We start from the raw sequence: 21,629 nt of genomic DNA on the forward strand, positions 1-21,629 counted from the left end.
GTATCTGTGGCGCTGCCTGGTGTATATCGAAATGAACATGGTGCGCTGCGGAGTTGTGAAGCATCCGCGAGAATGGGAATGGGTGGGTTACAGGGAAATCATGGGCGCACGAAAACGTTATCGGCTTGTGGATGTGGATCGGTTGTGCTGGCGATTGCAAACAGGGGATGTGAACGAGGTTCGGAAGAATCTGGAGCAGAGTGTTGCGGAGCGAATTGCTCAGGACCGGATGACGCGCGAACCATGGTGGACGCAGGCGTTGGCAGTCGGGAGCAGAGAGTTCGTGGGGGCGGTCGAACCGCGGATTCAAACACGGCGTGAGTTGGAGGTTGAGGAGACGGAAACCGGGTGGTTGCTGAAAGATGAATGCATCCCTTACAAGGCAAGAACGGGGCCAGAAAACGCCTGCAAGGCCATGGATTGAAACGGAATTGTGCGCATCTCATTCTGTTCCAAAACGTTGTCTCTGCGACACGAGACAATAACGATTTGGTTTTAGCGAAGGAATGTAAACTTTCATGAAGACTCGCATTATCTTTGGATTTCTCGCCGCGCTTCTATTCTGCGGAAGCGCAGGCGCCTCGCTGACTGTCACGGTCGCCGAGCCGAAACTCAGCGGCGGTTCGTCCGTGATCAAGCTGACGATGCACAACACCTTCGGAAAAGCTGTGGAGTCGGCGCGGGCGGTCGTGTTCTTGAAAGAGGCCGGCGGGAAAGTGGTTCACCAAAAGACCCAATGGGTGATTGGCGGGACACGGGAACGGCCACCTTTGCAGGTAGACAAGAAGGTGGAGTTCTTCATCACCGTTCCCGCAGACACCCTGTTCGAGAAAACGGATATTGTGTTCACACGGATCATCCTGGCAGGCGGCGAAGTGATTCCGGCGGGGAAGGGATTTCAGATTGTGAAGCCTGGGAAGTAGGCCACGGCTGAGTGTATAAAGAGAATGGCACGGGAAAAACATTGAACAGGAGCCCGCAACGGTAGCAGAGAAAAGGCAGAGGAGGCTGCATCCGGATCCGTGTCCACCCAGGATCGGATTCCATTTCCGCGGCTCTCCGTTCGTGCGGCTCGTGTGATTCGTGGTTGAAGTTCCCCGTCCCGAATCCGTGTCATTTGCGCGCTGTTGAGCAACTCTGCGCCGTAGGAGACGGAGTGAAGACGTTTAACAGGAGCACGCAGAGGTAGCAGAGAAATGGCAGAGGAGGCAGCATCCGGATCCGTGTCCACCCAGGGTTGGATTCCATTTCCGCGGCTCTCCGTTCGTGCGGCTCGTGTGATTCGTGGTTAAAATTCCCCGTCCCGAATCCGTGTCATTTGCGCGCATTTGAGCAACTCTGCGCCGTAGGAGACGGAGTGAAGACGTTTAACAGGAGCACGCAGAGGTAGCAGAGAAATGGCAGAGGAGGCTGCATCCGGATCCGTGTTCATTCAGGGTTGGATTCCATTTCCGCGGCTCTCCGTTCGTGTGGTTCGTGTGATTCGTGGTTAAAGTTCCCCTTCCCGAATCCGTGTCATTTGCGCGCGGTTGAGCAACTCTGCGCCGTAGGAGACGGAGTGAAGACGTTTAACAGGAGCACGCAGAGGTAGCAGAGAAATGGCAGAGGAGGCTGCATCCGGATCCGTGTCCACCCAGGGTTGGATTCATTTCCGCGGCTCTCCGTTCGTGTGGTTCGTGTGATTCGTGGTTAAATAAAGTTTCGCCCCTTCAGTTCGTGAAAATTCGCGTAATTCGCAGAAATCCATTTACACCCTTTCTGTTTTGATTGCGGCTCTGCCGCGCTGTGTCCATGCGTGGTTGCCATGGCTTCGAAGGGTTCTTGAGTGGGAGGAACTGCAGTTCCCAAGGTTGCAGAGTTGCTCTGAAGCGAGCTGATGAAATAGGTGTCATGTCGGACATGATACGGCGCGCCACGAACCGCCCGTGGAAACCTGCTGCAACGATCTGAACGCTTGAACTTGGAATCTGGAACTTCGTCGAGCTGATCGGGAACCCTGCGTCGGTTGTTTGAGACCATGCGACGCTGATTTAACAGCTTGCAGCCTGTATTCAGAATCTTTGAGGCTGGATATCGAACATTACAGCTTTGATCTGCAAGCCGAGAGGATCGTGGCAACTCGCGACGCAACGATCTGAAACCGCAATGCGTTAATCCGAACTCCTACAGGCTCGATCTTGAACGCTCCCGATAGGATCTGAAATCGCAAAGGGCCGATCTTGAACCTCGGAAGGCGAATCTGGAACACTGGATCCACAATCTGGAACTTTACGACGTAGTTTTGAAATCCCGTTGGGATGGTTTGGAACGCGAATGGAAATGTTTTGGATCCTTGCGACGATGTTCGCACCGTCACATAGCTCTCGTCGACGGCATCCCCGCACGATTGCACCGCGCGGCTGAAGGACGGAACGGATTGGCTTCTTCTGAACCGCGGGATTGAGGCCCCGGGGCCGCGCGACATTTTGCTGCCCAAAGGCCGGGTCTCGTTGTAAATTCGCCGCACTTCGGAATGGGTGCCTGCGGGCATTCCTGCATAGGGAAACGCCTGATGGCGAATACGACGCTGTTAAAGAACTTTGCTCACATGGATATCATGGAGATCGTGGGAAGGGTGACCGGGGCTGCGCTGCAACTGCCGCGCAGTAAAAACCGCGGGGCTTTCAGCCGCAGGCGCATCGCGCGCCGAAAAATCCTCGCGCCAAGAATCTCAATCATCATTCCAGCTCACAACGAGGAACACTACTTGCGCCATACCCTCGACGCCCTGAAACGCCAGAGTTACCGAAACTTCGAGGTGATCGTTGTCGCCAATGGCTGTTCCGATCGTACGGAGGATGCCGCCCGCGACGCGTGTGATCGCCTTGTTGTGCTGTCGCAAAAGAGCTTGGGTGTCGCCCGAAATCTTGGCGCGCGCATGGCCAAAGGAGAACTGCTTGTATTCCTCGACGCGGACACGCTGCTCGATCCGAACGCGCTCAAGACCATCGCGCACAAGTTTACCAGGCGTCATGCCGCTGGAACCATTCGCGGAAAGCCGGATTCCGATCGTCTCGCCTATCGAATCATCTACGGCGTCAAGAACCTGATTCATCGGACGTCCCTGCATCATGGAAGTTCCGGAGTGATCCTGTGCTGGCGGCGTCACTTCATGAAGCTGGGCGGTTTTCGGGAGAATCTCGAAGTGCGGGAAAATAGCGAATTGATCAAGCGGCTGGAGAGATTTGGGCGGTATGCCTGCATCAGCCGCGCTGTTGCAGTGACTTCAATGCGGCGATACGAGCATCGCGGCGTCGGCCGGATGGTTTGGATGTGGACACGGCTTTGGTTTGAATCGTTGTTCCGCGATTTGAAGGATCGCAAGTACGAGACGGTTCGGTAACGCACCCTCTCCCCCAGCCCCTCTCCCGAACAACATGGCGCAGGATCGACGCAAAACTTTTTCTGTTTTTTTCGAGGTCGGGTGATAGTGTGGCAGCAATTCAGGTCCGAACAAATCTGTTCCATGAGCAGGCGCAACCAGAGGTTCCGGAATTCCCCGATGGGGTACCGGGTGGATTGCAGGTTCGGCTGACCAACCCCGAGGCGACCCATGATCCCCACAGGCACCATCAACGAAATCCTCCGCAACAAGGGAACTGAACTCTGGTCCGTGTCACCCGATGTCACTGTGTTCGATGCCATCCAGATCATGGCAGACAAGAACGTGGGCGCTTTGCTGGTGATGGAGAATGGACAGCTGGTCGGAATTCTCTCTGAACGCGACTACACTCGTAAAGTCGCGCTCCGAGGGAAATCCTCCAAGGAATTGAAAGTGCGCGAGATCACCACAGACAAAGTCACGACTGCGACGCCGGATCATTCGGTGGAGGATTGCATGCGGTTGATGACTGAAAATCGCGTCCGCCATCTGCCCATCGTGCAGGGTGGCGAAGTCAAGGGAATCGTCTCCATCGGCGACCTCGTGAACTGGATCATCTCTGCGCAGACGAGCACGATCCACCAGCTGGAAACCTACATAACCGGCTATTCTGCGTAAGGCTTCACCGCCTTTGCGCGAGCGTGACGGACACATACCGTGTTTGCGGTATGATGAATTTTTTCACCTCGATCGTCACGTCATCCGGTTTGAACTTGGTGAGAATCAAATCCGCCACGTTGCTGGCAAGTCTTTCAAGCAGCTTCCAGCTCCGGCCTTCGCCGTAGCGGATGATCTCTTGCACGACTTCGAAGTAATTGATCGTCTTCTCCACGCGATCCGACACTGCGGCCTGTGCAATGTCGGCGGTCATGTCGACTGAGATGAGGAGGCGTTGCGGCTGCGCGCGCTCCTCGTCAGTGACGCCCACATTAAAAAAAACTTCGAGATCCACGATACTGATTCTTGCCATATCAACCCTTTTGAGAATTCATTTGTTCCCGCACCGCGAGAACCAGGACGCGCGTTGGCTGGTTTAGCGGCATTTCCAACGCTTCCTGCAGCGTGACCCATCGAAACTCGCGCGCCTCATCATTGAGCCGAACCCGGGGCTCGCCCACACACCTGCATGTGTAGTTCATCAGGATGAAATGCGCATCCCGATAAAACTCGCGTGAATGGATGCAATCCTGGACGACGGTAAACTGGATATCGTCAATCGTCAGGTCGGTCTCCTCCTTGATCTCGCGCCGCAGAGCGTCGATGGACGGCTCGCCCCACTTGATTTTGCCACCAGGAATTCCCCAGAGGTCCGACCATTTGTGTGTGCGGACCATCAGGACACGCCCCTGCTCGTCAAAGATAAGCGCGCCGACGGTTGCAATCGGCCCATGAAGTTCCTCGAAAGGTTTGGCATCGGGTTTGAGTCGCAGGTCGTTGCGCTCCAAAATGTGCTGCAACTCGCCCAGGTGCTCCACGATCAAATCAGGCTTGGCCTGGCGCAACTGCTCGAGCGTGTTGTAGCCCGTGAGCACTGCGCAGGAATGCACGCCGCCGTGCACTGCGGTTTCGATGTCATGTTGCATGTCACCGATGAACAGCGTCTCGTCGGGCGCCAGTGCGTGGCTGCTCAGGATTTCATGAATCTTGTGGCGCTTGTCGCGAACGCCGACGAAGCATTCATCCAGCAGGCCGTTGAAGTCGATGCTCTGCATCTGAACGGCGAAATGGTCTGGATGAATGGCGCTGAGAATGAACGTTTTGAGATTGCGAGCGCGGCAGAACTGGAGGAACTCGCGCGCATGCGGCAGCGCGCAAATCGAGCCTTGGACGTTCGGAAATTCCGAGTTGTACCAGATTTCCAGCTGCGAAAGCGGGACCTTCGGAGTGTGCTTGTCGTAGAAGAGCGTGAATGGAAGGCAGAACTCGGCGCGAAACGTGTCGAGGGTCATCTCCGCGCATTGCGCCTGGTTCAACACGTGGTTCGTGGCTTTCCAGACTGCCGGCAAGTCGTCCACGAGCGTGCCCGACCAGTCGAAAATAATGTTGCGGATCACCCTGCCAGTGTAGGGGCGAATGCCGTCCAGTAAAGCCATCGGAAAAACCGAAGCCAAGGTTCGCCATTGAAGAACAACTTATCTAGGTTATAGTCCGCCAGTATGAACCGGTTGCGGCGGAACGTTGAACGTCCTGGGCGTTGCTCTTCTGGACGATCCGCCGGGTTCACGCTCATCGAACTCCTCGTTGTCATTGCAATCATAGCCATCCTGGCCGGGTTGCTCCTTCCTGCGCTGAGCAGCGGAAAGCAGCGCGCCCGCACAGTTTCCTGCCTGAACAACCTGCGCCAGCTGCAGATCTGCTGGGCGCAATACGCCCATGACAACCAAGGCATCCTCCCTCCAAACAACTTTGTGTATTTCTTTTCGATTGGGTCCACGAACGGGGGGCAGTTGGGCGAGGATAGCACCACCTGGTGCCGTTCGCTCGCGCCACTCGACACTGAACCTGTCAACGAGACCACTTCCATCCTGTTCACCTACAATCGCAGCCCGGCCATTTATCGTTGTCCCGCCGACCTGTCGACAGTGCGCGACCATCCCGACAAATTGCGAAATCGCAGTTACAACATGAGCAACAGCATCAACTGCCGGCAGGCCGATTACTTCCGCAAGAGCCATGAAATCAAGGATCCCACCACGCTGTTCGTCTTCATCGACACGCATGAAAACGCGATTTGGGATTCCACGTTTGGCGTGATGCCGCCTTCATCGTATTGGGCGAATTACTGGCTCGATATCCCGTCGGACCGCCATCAGAACGGCACCACCCTTTCCTTCGCTGATGGCCATGCGGAACGCTGGAAATGGCAGGCGCCCAAGAAGAACCTGCAGATCGGGCAGCATTCTACCGGACCCGAGGACATCGCTGATCTCCGCCGATTGCAGCATGCAATCAAGGGAGTCGGAAATAATTGAACGTGCTGGATCGAACCCTCACGTTTCAGATATTTTTCGCAACGCTGTCACATGCTGATCGCCTTCAACAAGCCTTTCGGAGTTCTGTCCCAATTCACGCCTGACGGGTCGCCGAACCGCCCGCTCTTCGAGTTTGATTTTCCACGCGGCGTTTATCCGATCGGCCGGCTCGATGCGGATTCGGAAGGCCTGTTGCTGCTGAGCGACGAACCTCAGTTGAACCAGCAACTGCTTCATCCTCGAAATGCACACGAACGGGAATACTGGGTTGAGGTTGAACGCGTTCCCGACGCGGCAGGCATCGCAACGCTGCGCCACGGAGTGACCATCCAGGGCCGGCGCACGCTGCCTTGTGAAGTTCGGATTCTCGAGCCGCAACCAGAGGTGCCACCGCGCAATCCGCCAATTCGATTTCGCAAGAACGTTCCGACATGCTGGCTGAGTCTTGAGTTAGTTGAAGGAAAAAACCGGCAGGTGCGCCGAATGACCGCCGCAATCGGCCATCCGACGCTGCGGCTGATGCGAGTGAGAATTGGAGAATTCCAATTGGGCGCCCTGAAAGCCGGAACCTGGATCGCACTCAACACCGAACAACGGCGCCTGGTTTTGAAAAACGCATGAGCGAGCTTCCCCGCTATCTCAAGCCGCATCAGGATGGCGTGCTCCTTGCCGTTCGATTGCAGCCGCGTGCTTCCAAGAATGAAATCGGCGATCCCATGGGCGAAGAATTGCGAATCAAGGTAACCGCGCCACCCGTCGATGCGGCAGCGAACCAGGCGTTGATCGAATTATTGGCAGAACGTCTGAACTGCTCGCGAGGACGCATTGAGCTGGTGCGCGGACATACCTCGCGCCACAAGACAATCAAACTGCACAACTTCACTTGCGAACAGGTGCTACCGTCGCTGCGAAGCGCCTGCGCCTGATTTCAATTAAACGAGCATCACTGCGTTCTGGAGCAAGCCGATCCCGCTGATTCGAATCGAAACATCGTCGCAAGACTGCAACGTGAAGGTGTCGGGCGGTACCACGCCCGTTCCCGTCAACAGGACCGCCCCATTTGGAAATTTCTGACAGCGAAAGAGGAACCCGGCGAGTTCCTTGAACGTGCGCTTGATTTGTCCGACCGATGTTTCACCTGCGAAAACGATCTTGCCCGCACGCCGAATCTCGATCCCAATTTTCCATTCGCGCGCTGTTGCCTCGTCGGCTCCCAGCGTGATCCATGGTCCCAATGCGCAGGATCGCTCGTAGATCTTCGCTTGCGGCAGGTACAACAGATTTTCCCCTTCGATGTCGCGGGAACTCATGTCGTTCCCGATGGTGTGTCCAACCACGTCGCCACGGGAATTCAACACGAGCGCCAGCTCAGGTTCGGGCACACTCCACGTGGCGTCGTCGCGAATTCCAACAGGCGCCCCGCACGGCACCACCTTTTCGGCGACCGATTTAAAGAACAACTCGGGGCGTTCCGCCGCGTAGACCTTGTCATAGGCAGTCGCACTGAACTCTGATTCCTCCATGCGCGCCGTCTTGCTGCGCAGGTAAGTGACGCCCGCGGCCCATATTTCCTGGCGTTCGACGGGGGCCAGCAGTTTGACCTCCGAAAGGGGCATGCGCGGAAACGCCTTCGTCTCCATGCGGCTCAACGACGCCGCCAACCGTGCATCTTCAAGCAACGGCGTGAGTTCTGTTATTCCTGCGGGCGCGAGATCTATCACCACCAGGTCTTCACCAACGAGCCCAATGTGAACGCAATCGCGATGTGCAAAACGGCAGATATTCATAAGCGGGTCGCGCATACTACTATTGACGTTGCTGTGTGTCGGCAAGCAAACTCGCGCCATGATCCTGCCCAGACGGGCTGCTGCGCCGCCGCACCCAGCGCAATGAACCCAGACGAAACCATTTTCGATTCGGGCACGGCTGAGATTTTTCAGATCCAGACCTGCGCGCCGGGTCCGCGCGGGAGCCTGCCCATCACTGAGGACATGCTGCTGCACAGCCCGAGCGGCGATCTGTTCGGCATGACGCAGAACGCCGGGATGGGATGGGATCCATCCGAGCTTGGCCGCAAACAATTCCTTATCCTGAGCACGCAGGGAGGATTGCGGGCGCCCGACGGCAAACCGATCGCGCTCGGATACCACACAGGCCATTGGGAAATCGGGTTGCTCGTCAAAGCCGCAGCAGAAGAATTTCGAAAACTCAAAACGGTCCCGTTTGCGGGCTTCTGTTCCGATCCGTGTGACGGTCGCACACAGGGAACAGTTGGAATGTTTGACAGCCTGCCCTACAGAAACGAAGCCGCGATTCTTTTTCGAAGACTGGCCCGCTCCCTGCCCTTGCGCTCGGGCGTTCTCGGAATTGCAACCTGCGACAAGGGATTGCCCGCCATGCTCATGGCTGCGGCTGGGCTGCACGACCTTCCATTTGTGGTGGTTCCTGGCGGCGTGACGTTGCCTGCCGATGGCGCTGAAGACGCAGGAACGGTCCAAACGCTCGGCGCGCGATTCGCGCACGGATTAGTCTCTCTGCCAGAAGCGGCGGAACTGGGTTGCCGCGCCTGCGGGACACCCGGCGGCGGGTGCCAGTTTCTCGGGACAGCAGCAACGTCGCAGGTCGTCGGCGAAGCGCTCGGCTTATCACTCCCCCACTCTGCTCTTGCACCTTCGGGCCAATCAGTGTGGCTCGACATGGCAGCGCGTTCAGCCCGCGCGGTGCATTCGCTCGCCGCGCGCAACCTGGCCATGCGCTACATTTTGACGGCGGCCAGCATCAAGAACGCCATGGTTCTGCATGCGGCATTTGGCGGATCGACCAATCTTCTGCTTCACATTCCAGCGATTGCACACGCCGCGCGCCTGCCAATTCCAACCGTAGAGGATTGGATTGCCGTAAACCGCCGCGTGCCGCGCCTCGTGAGTGTTCTCCCTAACGGTCCGATTCACCATCCCACAGTGCGCGTGTTCCTCGCAGGCGGGGTCCCGGAAGTCATGCTGCACCTGCGGGCCTTGGGTCTGCTGAACCTCGATGCACTCACCGTCACGGGGAAAACGATCGGTGAGAATCTGGATTGGTGGGAGAAGTCCAGCCGCCGGACTGAATTCCGGAAACTGTTGCAGCAACATGATGGTGTGGATCCGAATGAAGTTATTTTTGCGCCGAACCAGGCGCGTGCGCGCGGCCTGACGAGCACCCTGGTTTTTCCCCGCGGAAATCTCGCGCCTGAAGGATCCGTGGTAAAGGCCACTGCAATCGATCCATCCGTCGTGAGCCCCGATGGCGTGTATCGCCACGAAGGTCCAGCGCGAGTGTTCGTCTCTGAGAAGGCCGCCATGTCCGCCATCAAGGAGGGAAGAATCAAGGCGGGCGACGTGTTGGTGCTTGCGGGGATTGGGCCGATGGGCACAGGCATGGAGGAGACTTACCAGGTGACCGGCGCGTTGAAGCACCTGCCGTTTGGGAAGCATGTCACTATTCTTACCGATGCCAGATTTTCAGGACTGTCGACAGGAGCGTGCATCGGTCACATCAGCCCCGAAGGCCTTGCGGGCGGACCCATCGGCAAGGTCATCGATGGCGATATCATCCGCGTCCACATAGATCGTCGTCGCGGTGAAGCAGCCGTTGATTGGGTCGGGGAAGGCGAACGCCGCTTCAGCGCTGAGGAAGGCGCAACCATCCTGGCGAAGCGCGCCCCGCGCGGTGACCTGTCGCCGCATCCTGCGCTTCCAGAGGACACACAGCTGTGGGCCTCGCTGCAACTGAGCAGCGGCGGAACGTGGGCAGGTTGCGTTTACGATCCAACCCGGATCATTGAACAGCTTGAAGCGGGACGCGCTGCGCTGCAGCAACGAACCCGTGCTACGTAGCGCAACACGCATCCGTATTGATCCCCGCCTCCTTCACGGATCAAATTCGTCTTCGCCGTTTTTGGACGAGTTCGGCTTTTGTTCGCGTGATTAGTGTGTTCCGCCCGTTTTCCCTTTTCCCGTTTTGGTTGCGGCTCTGGCGCGCTGTGGTATCTGGCGTTTGAGCGCGATCGGTTCTTCGATCGTCGTAAGCCCACTGCAAGTCGGCGCTCCGGCAGAATAAAAAGCCGCTTCAGAATTTCTGAAGCGGCTGTGAATTGTTCAGCAGCGACTCAGCGCTGCGTTCGGCTTACTTCTTCTTCGCAGGCTTGGAAGCCGCCTTGCGTTTGTCCTCGATCGCAGCCTGTGCTGCAGCAAGGCGCGCAACTGGCACGCGATAGGGCGAGCAGCTCACGTAGTTCAATCCAATTCGATGACAGAACTTCACGGATTCAGGATCACCTCCGTGTTCGCCGCAAATTCCCAGCTTGATTCCAGGACGGCTGGAGTTGCCTTTTTCCACGGCGATCTTCATCAACTGGCCGACACCGACCTGATCCAGGGTTGCGAACGGATTCTTCTTGAATATCTCGTTCTCGACGTAAGGCATGAGGAATGAACCCATGTCGTCGCGGCTGATTCCGAGCGCCGTCTGCGTGAGGTCGTTGGTTCCGAAACTGAAAAACTGCGCGGTTTGCGCGATTTCGTCAGCCGTGAGGGCGCCGCGCGGCACTTCAATCATCGTGCCCACGAGGTAATCAAACTTGACCTTCTTCTCGGCCATGACTTCCTTCGCGACGCGATGGACGATCTCCACCTGCAGGTCCAATTCCTTCTTGAAACCCACGAGCGGAATCATCACTTCAGGCTTCACCTTGATCTTCTGCTTGATGACGTCCGCAGCCGCCTCGAATACCGCGCGGGCCTGCATCTCGGTGATTTCGGGATACGCAATGCCGAGGCGGCATCCTCGATGTCCGAGCATCGGATTGAACTCGTGCAGGGCATTGACGCGCTTGGCGATCTTGTCGGCTGAGACACCGAGCTTCTTGGCAAGGTCCGCCTGCGCCTTTGCTTCGTGCGGCACGAACTCATGCAACGGCGGATCAAGGAAGCGAATGGTTGCGGGAAATCCTTTGAGTGCCTTGAAGATTCCAGTGAAGTCCTCGCGCTGATACGGCAGCAATTTCGCGAGCGCCTTTTTGCGATCCTCGGAATTCTCCGCAAGGATCATTTCACGCATCGCATCGATGCGATCACCTTCGAAGAACATGTGTTCCGTGCGGGTGAGCCCGATGCCCGTGGCGCCGAACGCGAGCGCGTTCTCGGTCTGCTCCGGGGTGTCCGCGTTCGTGCGGACCTGCAGGCGTGTGACCTTCGAGCACCATTTCATCAACGTCAGGAAGCTCTTGAACTTCTCAGTGTTCTGCGCTGTGGTGTCGCCCTGAAGGAGGCCCGTGATGATTTCCGAAGGAGCAGTCTTCAACTGGCCGCCGTAAACCGTGCCGCTCGTGCCATCGATGGACATGAAGTCGCCTTCCTTGAACGTCTGGTCCGAAGCCTTGACGGTCTTGGCGGCGTAATCAATTTCCAATGCGCTCGCGCCGCAGACGCAGACTTTGCCCATCTGACGGGCGACGAGTGCCGCGTGCGAACTGACGCCGCCTTTTGCAGTGAGGATGCCTTCGGCCGCAATCATTCCCCGCAAGTCTTCGGGGGAAGTCTCGTTGCGGACCAGGAGAACCTTCTCGCCACGTTCCGCCGCTGCAGCAGCGCGATCAGCATTGAGGTAAACTTTGCCTGACGCTGCGCCAGGACCGGCAGGAAGACCCGTCGCGATCGCTTTGGCTTTCTTCACATCAACGAGGTCGAATACAGGAGCCAGCAACTGGTCGAGCTGATCGGCCGGGTTGCGCATGATCGCAGTTTCCCAATCGATGAGCTTCTCCTTGACCATGTCCATCGAGAACTTCAGCGCGGCCATCGCGGTGCGCTTTCCGTTACGGGTCTGGAGCATGAACAGCTTGCCATCCTGGATCGTGAACTCAACGTCCTGCACATCCTTGAAATGTTTTTCAAGGATCGCGCGCACTTTGAGCAATTCCTCGTACGCCTTCGGCATGTGATCCTTGAGCTTGATCACAGGCTCAGGAGTCCGCACGCCGGCGACAACGTCCTCGCCCTGCGCGTTAATCAGGAATTCTCCGTAAAACTCGTTTGTTCCATTTGCAGGATTGCGCGTGAATGCAACACCCGAACCCGAGTTGTCACCGGTGTTGCCGAACACCATCGCCTGAACATTCACAGCGGTTCCCCATTCGGTCGGGATGTTGTATTTGCGGCGATACACGATGGCACGGTCGTTCATCCACGATCCAAACACGGCGCCTGCCGCTCCGCGCAACTGGTCCCAGGGATCGTTGGGGAATTGCCGGCCTGTGCGTTCCTTGACGAGATCCTTGAAGCGCTTGACGAGTTCCTGCTGGTCTTCGGCCGAAAGCTTCGAGTCTTCGACATCCTCGTGATATTTTTCGTGCTTAAACGTGTGAATCACGACTTCAAACGGTTCGTGATCCTCGCCCTCGCGCTTCTGCACCCCGAGGACGACGTCGCCGTACATCTGGATGAAGCGGCGGTAACAATCCCAGGCAAAACGCGCGTTACCCGTAGCTTTCTCGAGCGCGACCACGGACTGGTCGTTCAACCCGAGATTCAAAATCGTGTCCATCATGCCGGGCATCGAATCACGCGCGCCCGAGCGGACGGCAACGAGGAGCGGCATGCTGCTGGTGGCGCCAAACTTCGTGCCCATGATCTTCTCCATGTTCGCAACTCCCGCCTCCATTTGTCCCTGGAGTTCCTTCGGGTACGTCCGCTTGTGCTGGTAATAGTACGTGCAGACTTCGGTGGTGATCGTGAAGCCTGGAGGAACAGGCAAACCGATCCGCGTCATTTCCGCGAGGTTCGCCCCCTTGCCGCCCAGCAGAGGTTTCATTGAGCCGTCGCCATCAGCCTTCTTGTTGCCGAACGAGTAAACGTATTTCGTTGCTTTAGCCATAAATTAGATATCGATAATCCGACCTGTTGATTCCGCCGGAGGAATAGTCCGCAGAAACGCGTTGGACGATAACAAAGGCAGGGGGGGTGTCAACGGACGAGTGGAGCAAAACTAATGATTCATGATCGAAAACCAATAGAGGTTCAGACATTGCCAAAATCGGGCACCTATTCGGGCTTCACCCATTCATTTGCTTCCGGCATTTGCAGCCACTCTCCCCATTTTATCCGCGCATTTGACCTGCAAAAAACTTCAACTCAGGGCTTTCCATCGCTGGCTGCTTCGTTATAGTGCGCGCCACCCTGGATGTCTCGCCCCGCTCGCGTTGTGTCCAGATCTCATTGGAGTATGAAAAACCTGATGCAATATATGCCGGCTCTCGCGGTCGCTCTGGCTGCCGTGAGCGTCTCTTCTTCAATCGCCGTTGCCGCGGAGAAGTCCACAGCGCCGTTGTTCGATGGCATGGGCCGCCATCATCGGACCGTCACAACCGCGTCTAAACTCGCGCAGCGGTATTTCAATCAGGGGCTGACGCTCTGCTACGGGTTCAATCATACGGAAGCTGTTCGTTCATTTCGGGGCGCTCTGAAGGCGGATCCGAATTGCGCGATGGCCCATTGGGGAATTGCCTATGCCAGCGGGCCGCATGTGAACCGTCCCATGACGGCCGAGGACCATGGCCGTGCATGGAGCGCGATCACCAATGCCGTCGCGCTCAAGGCGGCAGCCGCGCCGATTGAACGCGCGCTGATTGAAGCCATGGCCACGCGCTACACGCCGGAGTTCACTGAAGATCGTGCTGCCCTGGACAAGGAATTCGCCGCCGCGATGCGCAACGTGGTGAGGGAATATCCAGATGATTTGGACGCGCAAACGATTTTCGCGGAAGCGCTCATGGACACGATGCCCTGGGATTACTGGTTGAAGGATCGATCACCCAAGCCCGAGACGGAAGAAGCGCTTGCGGCTTTGAAGTTCGTCATCAAGCGCGATCCCAACCATCCCGGCGCGACGCACTATTATATTCATGCAGTAGAAGCCGGCCCGCAGCCGGAACTCGGCCTGCCTTCAGCAGATCGACTCAGCGAACTCGTGATGCAATCGGGACATCTGCTGCACATGCCCTCGCACATCTACGTGCGCGTCGGGCAATACGAGGATGCCGAACTTTCGAATCGCCGCGCGATCAAGGCGGATCGCTCGTACATCCAGAGTTGCGCAATCCAGGGATTTTATCCGGGTGTTTATTATCCGCACAACGAGCATTTCCTGTGGTATGCCTTTTATTTCCAAGGCCGCAGCGCCGACGCCATCAAAGCCGCGAAAAAGGTGGAGACCCTGGCGCGCGAGAATTATTGCGGACCAAACCAGGTTCTGGAAGCCCCGCGATTCCGGCATCTCCCCACCCTGACGCAGGCGCGATTTGGCCGATGGGAAGAAATCCTCAAGGTTCCGCAACCGCCCGCCACGAACGACTTTCTCATCGATCGCGCCATGTGGCATTTCACCCGCGGCCTGGCGTTCGCCGCGTCCGGCCGGCCCGGCGATGCTGCGCGCGAACACGTTGAACTCTCAAAATTGCGAGGCAGCGAAACCGCCAAGGCATTGGACCTGCCCACCTTCCCAGCCGCCGGAATTCTCGCAGTCGCTGACGAATGGCTCGCGGGAAAAGTTGCCGAAGCTCAAGGAAAGACGGCTGAGGCAGTGGAGCATCTCCGCAAAGCCGTTGAAGCGGAGGACGCCCTGCCTTACATGGAACCGTCGTTCTGGCCTGTGCCAGTGCGACCCGCTCTCGGCGCGGTGCTCCTGCGCGCAGGACGGCCGGCCGAAGCCGAAGCAGTTTTTCGCGAGGACCTGCAGCTCTGGCCGCGCAACGGGTGGGGCCTGCTCGGGCTGGAACGAAGCCTTCGTGCTCAGGACAAATCCGAAACCGCGGAGAGCGTCCGACGCGAATTTGAAAACGCCTGGAAACGCGCGGATGCGAAACTCGAGCTGGCGTGGTTCTAGCCGCAATTCTTCTTCACGCAGCTTTGCCCTCGAAAATTCAGGGCAACGGCTGGAACATCGGTATGAAGAATTCGACGCGGACCTTGCCAAGATGGCGGTCCAGGTTGTAGGCGATCTGATAAGTCTCGCCGGGTGCCGCATTCAACGGCAACATCACCCGCGTCGAGATGACGGGATACGTGCCGCGATCGACTTCCCCGAGCTCCTCTTCGATGTCACTAGTGGTTCCGGCATAGTAAACTTCAATGATGTGGCGGCCTGGGGTGATGTAAATCTGCTGGGTCTTGATCTTTTTCCACGGAACTGTGCTGGCTCCGTCGATGGACGCGATCCGCACCGGAATGTGGGCCTCCAGGAGGGCAAGCCGATCGGCAGAACCTTGCGGCTGCACATACCGTCGACTGGAAGCGCAGGAAACGCTGGTGATGAGAAATGCGAGGGCGAGCAGGCGTAGAATGGCCGTCGGCCAAGCGGATCCAGCGAGAGCTTTCACGAGAATGGAGTGATTCATATCCTGCCGCGGAGTCTTGCAGAACATTCGTTTGCGTTCAATAGTCTGCTGTGTTTACTTAAGGCGCTGACCCGCCATGGCAACTGCCCCGTGTCAGGATTTAATATGCAAACAACTCAAGAAACACTGATCACGCAGAAGACCAAAGAACTTTGCCAGGCCATTCTGGACCAGCCCGAGACGCGGGCCGCGCGCCAGGCGATCGAGACCTTCATTTCTGACGAGAAATCGCGCACGCAGTACGAAAGCCTGATGTCCAAGGGCCAGGCGCTGCAGCAGAAGCAGCAAAAGTCCCAGCAGCTTAATCCCGACGAAATTTCAGCCTTCGAGAGTGATCGGGAAGCATTGCTGAACAACCCCGTTGCCCGCGGATTCCTCGACGCACAGCAGGAACTGCACGAGATCCACGAAACTGTAAACCAGTTCGTCAGCAAAACGCTGGAGCTCGGCCGTATGCCTGTGGAATCGGATTTCGAAGAAGGCAGTTGCGGTCACGGCTGCGGCTGTGAACATGGTGAAGGTGAACACGATCACGATCACGACCACGGACACGGTCATCACCATCATCACTGATCGACGTCCCATTCTTTCGCAAGGCGCCGGAAAATCCCGGCGCCTTTTTCATGGGCATCATTAAAACTCAACAGTTCAGCTGCGAAAAAATCGGGCCGCAAGCAGGCTGGCAGCGGCGCCAAACGCCGCAAGCACACCCAGCGGCATCCAGACCGCGGAAAACCCGCTGCCGAAGCTGATGAGCTGATGCAGTGCCTTGAGTGCCCAACCCGTAGGCGTGAACAGCGCAAACGTTCTCAGTGTCGGAGAACCCAGTTCCAGCGGCCACCAGCATCCGCCGATCGCCGCCATCAACAGCGCCGCAAGCACGCACAAGCCGGTGATCCGATCCTCCGCAACACTCAACGATCCGACCAGCACGCCGAGCGACGCAGCCACCCACGCGAACATGAAAAGCGTAACCGTTACCGCGGGAAGGTTCGCACCCAGGTTCACCTTGAACACCAGTTTTCCAAGCAAAAGGAACACCGCGATTTGCACCGCGCCCAGCAGCATCAACCCGTAGATTTTCCCGCTGAGCAGTTCGAGCTTCCGAACAGGATGCACCATCATCCGTCGAATGACCCCGTTGCGCCGCTCTGCCGCGATCGTTGTCCCGCCAAAGATCAGAAGGTTCATCATCAGATACATCACAAGATTCCCAGGCAGCGAGAAGTTGAAGCCTGTGGGCGTGGGCTTTCGTCCAGCGAACCGCGCGTCCAGCGTCACTGGATCCGGCCGCGTCATGACTGTGCGCAGGGCTGCCTCGGAGACCGGCCCGTTCGAAAGCGTGGCAGCTTCGAGAAGGTGTCCGTTCAATGCGATCAATGAACGAACGAGCCTGGCCTCAATCAGCATCGTGTCCGCCTCGCCTGAATCATTCCTTTGAAGAAATTGCAGCTTCGTGGGTTCGAGTTTCTCGACATTGTCCGTGAAGCTGGCCGGAATGCGAATGACCCGCGCAGCAGCTTCCGTATTCGTCGGGCTGAGCAGCCACATTTTCTGTGAACCCATTTCGTCCATGAGAATGGCGCTCATGTAGTTTGTGTCGTCATTCTCAACGAGCACGGGAGGCGTGTGATTCCACGGGCGGCCGGGCCCTCTCGCCGCGAAGCCCATGAAATAAACAAACGCCAGCGGCACAACGAACAGCCATATCCACGAGCCCTTGTGTTTCAAAAATAAACGGGCGTCCGTGTGGCCGATGTCGAAAATGCGCTTCATGCTGTTGTCCCGCTTCGCGCTGGAATCGCCTCCATGTTCATTGCCCGCCCCTGCTGAATTGCCGGCGAAAAACAAAAGCCGCAGCCGCAATGAGCACTGCGCCCGTGATGGCCAGTTTAAGGACGACGACACCGAGCGGAACAGGATCATTGAACTGCAATCCCCGCGCCGCCTGCACGAACCAGTGCGTCGGCAGCAACGGGCTGATGTGATCACGGAGAAAGGCCGGCATTTGTTGAAGCGGAAATGCACAACCACCCGCAATGGCGAGCACCATTCCCACGACCGTGTTCAATGCGCCAGCGCTGCGCTCGTCCGGAATCAGCGCAGTCAGCAGGGCAAACAGCGCCGCGGTGAACGCAGAGTAGGCCACCACCAGTGCAAACAACGCGGACGGCTGGCGCCAATGGATCCCAAATGCCCAGCCCCCGCCCAGGAACATCACACCACTGCAAATGAGGAGCACGGCCAGCGCAAAAGAAACCTTGCCTGCGATGAACGGCCAGTACTGTTTATTGAGCGTTTGATACCGCGCAAAGGTGCGCTGGCGAACTTCACGATGCAGGTCAACCATCGCTGTGCTTCCCTGGAAAAGCAGGAACATCCCAGCCATCCCGATCAACAGAAACCCGAAGATGTTGGCCGCGTCATTGCGCCTGGTTTTTTCCTTCGGTTTCCCGGCGGATGCCACTGCGTTCGTTTCAGCGCCGTTCTGCGTTCCATCCACTCGCAGCGCATCTTCTTCCTTGGCGTAACTGACGAGAGGCGGATCGATGAATTTCCCGGCCTTTTCCAGCTTCTCCCCTGCTCGTTCGACCAATTGCGAAACGTGCCGAAAATCCATTTTCCCATCCAAAGCCCGCCGCCATTCCGGAAACTCGGAATTCAAATTGCGCGAAATTGCGTTCAGGGCTGCGACGCCAATGCCCAGCATTTCCTCGATCACTGCAGGGTGAACTGATTCAGCGGGGTTCTTGATCAGCTCGAGACTTAAGGGCGATTCTCCCGAGAGATATCGCTTCATGAAGTTCGTCGGAATGATCACGACGGCGCTAAGGCTGTTCTGGTTGATGACGCGGACTGCATTGCTGCGTGTCATGAACACGGGTTCGAAATGCTCGCTCGCCTCACGGTTCTGCATCGCCCCGCGAAGGAACTCGCTCAACAACGATTGATCCTCATCCACGATCGCGAACCGCACTTTTCCAAGGGCCTGCTCTGACGGCCGGCCGCCAAATGCCAGGCCGATGAGCGCCGTGATCGCAACGGGAATGATCAGGTTGACCAGCCAGGGCAACGGATTGCGCCAGGCGCGACGGAGATCCTTGGCTAGGAGAACGTGGAGCATTTTATTCGCGAAGATCGCGCCCCGTGAGTTGAAGGAAGACATCGTTCAACGTCGGACGCTTGAGCGTTACGTTTTCGGCGCGAACAGGCAGACCCAGCAAATCCTTCAAACATTCCGATGGATCGCGCGCGCCTCGGGCCGCGACGACGAGCTGCCGCTCATTCTTCTGAATTACACGGAACCGTTCTTCGAATCCATTCCAGTGTTCGGGACCTGTGCCGTCTAAATCCGCTTCAAGCACAAAGACCCGATCCCCGCCCAGCCGATCCTGCAACTCAGGCAATGTCCCCTCGGCAAGAAGCCGCCCCTGGTCAATGATCCCGATGCGCTGGCAAAGCGTTTCGGCCTCTTCGAGATAATGCGTCGTGTAGAGCACGGCGGTGCCGTCGTTGCGGAGGCGGCGGATGAACTCGAGAATGCTGAGGCGGGCTTGGGGATCAATGCCAACCGTGGGTTCATCCAGTAACAAAAGTTTCGGACGATGCAACAGGGCACAACCGAGATTGATGCGACGTTTCATCCCGCCCGAATACGTTTTCACGAGATCTTTCGAGCGATCCGCCAATGCCAGCGCCTCCAGGAGTTCACTCGCGCGCGTTTTCGCCTCGGCCCGGCTCAGGCCGGCCATGCGGCCCCAGAACTCAAGATTCTCGCGTCCGTTCATCTCCTCGTAGACGGCAAGCTCCTGCGGCACGACGCCCATGATCCGCTTTGCTGCCTGTGGATTGGCGGAGAAAGGCGAGCCCGCCACAAGAACATCGCCGGAATCGGGTTTGAGGAGACCGGAAATCATGGAGATGGTCGTCGTTTTTCCCGCGCCGTTCGGTCCGAGCAAGCCATAGATCTCACCCGCGCGCACTTCAAAGCTGACGGAATCCACGGCGCGAATGCTGCCGTATGCTTGGGATAACCGCTCCACCTTCAGCGTGTTCATGCCGCGATCCTATTCCGTGTGGCTCCGCACACAAGCGTCAACGCGAAGAGAACCCTGCAGGTTTTATAATCGACGTGACCCGAAGCGCATTGACAAATGAATGCGTTGCGACAATCTTTTTCGCCCTACCGGAATGCCTCGGTAGCTCAATGGTAGAGCAGTTGACTCTTAATCAATTGGTTCACGGTTCAAGTCCGTGCCGGGGCACCACTTAAAAATTTCAACACACCCACCAGCGGTGTCTTTTTCGCACCTACTATACTCCGTGCGAAACGGTGTTTGAATCTATGGACTGAAAGCCTCTTCACTGTCACATGGAATCGGACAATTCGCTCCAGTTCTAATCCGTTGAACGGACCGCGATGACCGTGGTGATGTAACCCCTCGCGTCATGGTCTAATGCGAGGTTAACGATCGTTGAAAATGAGACGACGTAAAGTCTCAGATAAGCAATCGAATCCCCCCGATCGGCAACATCTTGGAGAAGTTTTTCTTTAAATCTCTGTCTTCATCCGTTTGCCAGGCTGGAGCCCAAAACATAAGTGCCAATAGGCTGAGCGTGGCTGCGTGGCGCTGAGTCGGACCTCTTTACCGGACTTGTTCAACCAACGGAGTATTTGCTGGCTCCGCTGCTGCAGCAATACATCCTTTGTTGTTCGCCTTGGTGTGCACGATCGCGGTTTCTTCAAAACGGTTCTATCTCCCAGATAAAAGTCGCTCAGCCATGCCTGCTGGCAATTGCGCTTTCTCCAGCCAGGCTCGCGCCGTCGCGTGGTCTTCTCGTAACCAGCGTTGAGCTGTTGACTCCAGGCGCCGCGCTCGGCTCTGAGGATCTTCCGTAAGGTTCGCCCATTCCACCGCCAATCGGATGTCATAGCCGTCCGCGCTTATCACAAATGCCCCAATCGCGGCATCTCTCGAAGATCCAACTGGTAGTTTCTCAAGCCATTCAGAAGTGGCATTCCAGTCGTGCAGGCCCCATTCACGAGCCACGCGGGACATCGCCGCATCTCGCAAAGGGCCCTCGGGAAATTCTGTAGTCCAACCAGCGGCCGCGGCGGGATCCGAGCGAAGCCATCGCTCAATCACTGCCATTGTCGCTTGGTTCTTGTCTTCCCCTTCCGGCAACGCAGCGACCCACTGCGCAGCAGCCGCGGGCGACGACTCGGCCATGGTGATTGCTTGTGAAACTTGAGGCGCGACATTCGAGGACGGCACGATGAAATCCATCAATTGTGGAGATCGAACTGCAATGGCAGATATGTCCGCCGTCAGCTTCTCGATGCTAGCCTGAAGCGCTGCCGTCTCTACCTTCTCCTGGCGCAGTTGAGCTACCTCAGCCCGCAATCGGAGAACTTCGCCAAGCTCTCGTCGTACTGCTTCCATATCTGCAGGCTGCATATGGTTGTCAGCGGGAACAGCTGCGATCTCGTCAATCCGGTCGCTCGTGAGTTCTGCAATTGCCCTGCGCAATTTGTGCGTTTCTCTCTCCTGCCGAAACGTGGCTCCAGCCACAATCAATGCGGCCAGAAACAAGAGTATGATCTCGTGATTACGATTCATCGTGGCATGAGGCAATCAAGATCACCGACCACTGCTGGAAGCGGGCTCTGGCTGCCGGTCCAAGCTCTAGAAGAACCAACAGTGTCAAAACTGCAGCGCCGGGCAGTGGTTCGGTGCATCTGCTTGAAACTCCCATCTAAGCCGTCGGTGATGCGTGATATCATCGGTGTCGAAAAAGCGGAGAA

19 protein-coding genes and 1 tRNA gene are annotated in these 21,629 nt (G+C 57.2%); 11 read left to right on the forward strand and 9 right to left on the reverse strand.

Translation table 11 applies throughout. The features are described from left to right. From VEH04_07400 to VEH04_07415, 4 genes are all read left to right on the forward strand, one after another. Nucleotides 1-424, forward strand: a 424-nt coding sequence (locus VEH04_07400) for a transposase (GenBank protein ID HYG22589.1), incomplete at its 5' end; no start/stop codon positions are given. A gap of 94 nt (nucleotides 425-518) precedes the next feature. After that, nucleotides 519-923: a hypothetical protein gene (locus VEH04_07405; GenBank protein ID HYG22590.1), complete on the forward strand. Its 405-nt coding sequence runs from the start codon at nucleotides 519-521 to the stop codon at nucleotides 921-923. 1,628 nt (nucleotides 924-2,551) lie between these two features. Further along, complete coding sequence (locus VEH04_07410) at nucleotides 2,552-3,382, forward strand: glycosyltransferase (GenBank protein ID HYG22591.1); 831 nt, start codon at nucleotides 2,552-2,554, stop codon at nucleotides 3,380-3,382. Between the two features lie 210 nt (nucleotides 3,383-3,592). Beyond that, a complete protein-coding gene (locus VEH04_07415) occupies nucleotides 3,593-4,039 on the forward strand; it encodes a CBS domain-containing protein (GenBank protein ID HYG22592.1) in 447 nt (148 codons plus the stop codon). 4 nt (nucleotides 4,040-4,043) lie between these two features. Here VEH04_07415 and folB read toward each other — a convergent pair whose 3' ends face one another. Further along, nucleotides 4,044-4,391 (reverse strand): dihydroneopterin aldolase, encoded by a 348-nt coding sequence (folB, locus tag VEH04_07420; protein ID HYG22593.1) that lies wholly within the window; start codon nucleotides 4,389-4,391, stop codon nucleotides 4,044-4,046. Nucleotide 4,392: 1 nt separating this feature from the next. Next, nucleotides 4,393-5,514, reverse strand: a complete 1,122-nt coding sequence (locus tag VEH04_07425) for an NUDIX domain-containing protein (GenBank protein ID HYG22594.1) — start codon at nucleotides 5,512-5,514, stop codon at nucleotides 4,393-4,395. 63 nt (nucleotides 5,515-5,577) lie between these two features. Between VEH04_07425 and VEH04_07430 the strand changes: the two genes are divergently transcribed. From VEH04_07430 to VEH04_07440, 3 genes are read left to right on the forward strand one after another with little or no spacing between them, the layout of a single operon-like run. Next, entirely contained in the window at nucleotides 5,578-6,393 is an 816-nt protein-coding gene (locus tag VEH04_07430) for a type II secretion system protein (GenBank protein HYG22595.1), read from the forward strand. A 51-nt stretch (nucleotides 6,394-6,444) separates the two neighbouring features. Beyond that, complete coding sequence (locus VEH04_07435) at nucleotides 6,445-7,014, forward strand: pseudouridine synthase (GenBank protein ID HYG22596.1); 570 nt, start codon at nucleotides 6,445-6,447, stop codon at nucleotides 7,012-7,014. Continuing rightward, a complete protein-coding gene (locus tag VEH04_07440) occupies nucleotides 7,011-7,319 on the forward strand; it encodes a DUF167 domain-containing protein (protein ID HYG22597.1) in 309 nt (102 codons plus the stop codon). Before VEH04_07435 ends, VEH04_07440 begins: the two co-directional genes overlap by 4 nt. A gap of 6 nt (nucleotides 7,320-7,325) precedes the next feature. On the opposite strand, the gene VEH04_07445 is transcribed toward VEH04_07440, so the two are convergent. Further along, complete coding sequence (locus VEH04_07445) at nucleotides 7,326-8,195, reverse strand: fumarylacetoacetate hydrolase family protein (protein ID HYG22598.1); 870 nt, start codon at nucleotides 8,193-8,195, stop codon at nucleotides 7,326-7,328. A gap of 87 nt (nucleotides 8,196-8,282) precedes the next feature. Between VEH04_07445 and VEH04_07450 the strand changes: the two genes are divergently transcribed. Next, on the forward strand, nucleotides 8,283-10,268 hold the full coding sequence (locus VEH04_07450; GenBank protein HYG22599.1) for a YjhG/YagF family D-xylonate dehydratase: 1,986 nt from the start codon (nucleotides 8,283-8,285) through the stop codon (nucleotides 10,266-10,268). 289 nt (nucleotides 10,269-10,557) lie between these two features. On the opposite strand, the gene ppdK is transcribed toward VEH04_07450, so the two are convergent. After that, the gene (ppdK, locus tag VEH04_07455) at nucleotides 10,558-13,305 is read right to left on the reverse strand and encodes a pyruvate, phosphate dikinase (protein ID HYG22600.1); all 2,748 of its coding nucleotides are present in this window, start codon (nucleotides 13,303-13,305) and stop codon (nucleotides 10,558-10,560) included. Between the two features lie 348 nt (nucleotides 13,306-13,653). Between ppdK and VEH04_07460 the strand changes: the two genes are divergently transcribed. Then, nucleotides 13,654-15,312: a hypothetical protein gene (locus VEH04_07460; GenBank protein HYG22601.1), complete on the forward strand. Its 1,659-nt coding sequence runs from the start codon at nucleotides 13,654-13,656 to the stop codon at nucleotides 15,310-15,312. Nucleotides 15,313-15,349: 37 nt separating this feature from the next. Here the strand turns inward: VEH04_07460 and VEH04_07465 are convergent, their stop codons facing one another. Further along, nucleotides 15,350-15,823 carry a hypothetical protein gene (locus VEH04_07465; GenBank protein HYG22602.1) on the reverse strand — a complete coding sequence of 158 codons (474 nt, stop codon included), beginning with the start codon at nucleotides 15,821-15,823 and terminating at the stop codon, nucleotides 15,350-15,352. On the opposite strand from VEH04_07465, the gene VEH04_07470 reads away from it, so the two are divergent. Then, entirely contained in the window at nucleotides 15,815-16,396 is a 582-nt protein-coding gene (locus tag VEH04_07470; GenBank protein ID HYG22603.1) for a YlbF family regulator, read from the forward strand. The genes VEH04_07465 and VEH04_07470 overlap by 9 nt on opposite strands. Before the next feature lie 75 nt (nucleotides 16,397-16,471). On the opposite strand, the gene VEH04_07475 is transcribed toward VEH04_07470, so the two are convergent. Genes VEH04_07475 through VEH04_07485 form a run of 3 tightly spaced genes read right to left on the reverse strand, consistent with a single transcriptional unit; the run spans nucleotide 16,472 to nucleotide 19,881 of the window. Then, the gene (locus VEH04_07475) at nucleotides 16,472-17,599 is read right to left on the reverse strand and encodes an ABC transporter permease (GenBank protein HYG22604.1); all 1,128 of its coding nucleotides are present in this window, start codon (nucleotides 17,597-17,599) and stop codon (nucleotides 16,472-16,474) included. A 37-nt stretch (nucleotides 17,600-17,636) separates the two neighbouring features. Continuing rightward, nucleotides 17,637-18,947, reverse strand: coding sequence for an ABC transporter permease (locus VEH04_07480; protein ID HYG22605.1), 1,311 nt, complete (start codon nucleotides 18,945-18,947; stop codon nucleotides 17,637-17,639). 1 nt (nucleotide 18,948) lies between these two features. Continuing rightward, nucleotides 18,949-19,881 (reverse strand): ABC transporter ATP-binding protein, encoded by a 933-nt coding sequence (locus VEH04_07485; GenBank protein ID HYG22606.1) that lies wholly within the window; start codon nucleotides 19,879-19,881, stop codon nucleotides 18,949-18,951. A gap of 135 nt (nucleotides 19,882-20,016) precedes the next feature. Between VEH04_07485 and VEH04_07490 the strand changes: the two genes are divergently transcribed. Next, nucleotides 20,017-20,091, forward strand: a tRNA-Lys gene (locus tag VEH04_07490). 486 nt (nucleotides 20,092-20,577) lie between these two features. On the opposite strand, the gene VEH04_07495 is transcribed toward VEH04_07490, so the two are convergent. Then, nucleotides 20,578-21,444: a hypothetical protein gene (locus VEH04_07495; GenBank protein HYG22607.1), complete on the reverse strand. Its 867-nt coding sequence runs from the start codon at nucleotides 21,442-21,444 to the stop codon at nucleotides 20,578-20,580. Nucleotides 21,445-21,629: the final 185 nt, after the last annotated feature.

Source organism: Verrucomicrobiia bacterium (assembly GCA_035629175.1).
In the GTDB taxonomy this organism is placed as follows: domain Bacteria; phylum Verrucomicrobiota; class Verrucomicrobiia; order Limisphaerales; family DASXHY01; genus DASXHY01.

Coding starts and splice junctions, on each gene's coding strand:
- VEH04_07405 (HYG22590.1), top strand. CDS start 519: ATGAAGACTCGCATTATCTTTGGATTTCTCGCCGCGCTTCTATTCTGC.
- VEH04_07410 (HYG22591.1), top strand. CDS start 2,552: ATGGCGAATACGACGCTGTTAAAGAACTTTGCTCACATGGATATCATG.
- VEH04_07415 (HYG22592.1), top strand. CDS start 3,593: ATGATCCCCACAGGCACCATCAACGAAATCCTCCGCAACAAGGGAACT.
- folB (HYG22593.1), bottom strand. CDS start 4,391: ATGGCAAGAATCAGTATCGTGGATCTCGAAGTTTTTTTTAATGTGGGC.
- VEH04_07425 (HYG22594.1), bottom strand. CDS start 5,514: ATGGCTTTACTGGACGGCATTCGCCCCTACACTGGCAGGGTGATCCGC.
- VEH04_07430 (HYG22595.1), top strand. CDS start 5,578: ATGAACCGGTTGCGGCGGAACGTTGAACGTCCTGGGCGTTGCTCTTCT.
- VEH04_07435 (HYG22596.1), top strand. CDS start 6,445: ATGCTGATCGCCTTCAACAAGCCTTTCGGAGTTCTGTCCCAATTCACG.
- VEH04_07440 (HYG22597.1), top strand. CDS start 7,011: ATGAGCGAGCTTCCCCGCTATCTCAAGCCGCATCAGGATGGCGTGCTC.
- VEH04_07445 (HYG22598.1), bottom strand. CDS start 8,195: ATGCGCGACCCGCTTATGAATATCTGCCGTTTTGCACATCGCGATTGC.
- VEH04_07450 (HYG22599.1), top strand. CDS start 8,283: ATGAACCCAGACGAAACCATTTTCGATTCGGGCACGGCTGAGATTTTT.
- ppdK (HYG22600.1), bottom strand. CDS start 13,305: ATGGCTAAAGCAACGAAATACGTTTACTCGTTCGGCAACAAGAAGGCT.
- VEH04_07460 (HYG22601.1), top strand. CDS start 13,654: ATGAAAAACCTGATGCAATATATGCCGGCTCTCGCGGTCGCTCTGGCT.
- VEH04_07465 (HYG22602.1), bottom strand. CDS start 15,823: ATGAATCACTCCATTCTCGTGAAAGCTCTCGCTGGATCCGCTTGGCCG.
- VEH04_07475 (HYG22604.1), bottom strand. CDS start 17,599: ATGAAGCGCATTTTCGACATCGGCCACACGGACGCCCGTTTATTTTTG.
- VEH04_07480 (HYG22605.1), bottom strand. CDS start 18,947: ATGCTCCACGTTCTCCTAGCCAAGGATCTCCGTCGCGCCTGGCGCAAT.
- VEH04_07485 (HYG22606.1), bottom strand. CDS start 19,881: ATGAACACGCTGAAGGTGGAGCGGTTATCCCAAGCATACGGCAGCATT.
- VEH04_07495 (HYG22607.1), bottom strand. CDS start 21,444: ATGAATCGTAATCACGAGATCATACTCTTGTTTCTGGCCGCATTGATT.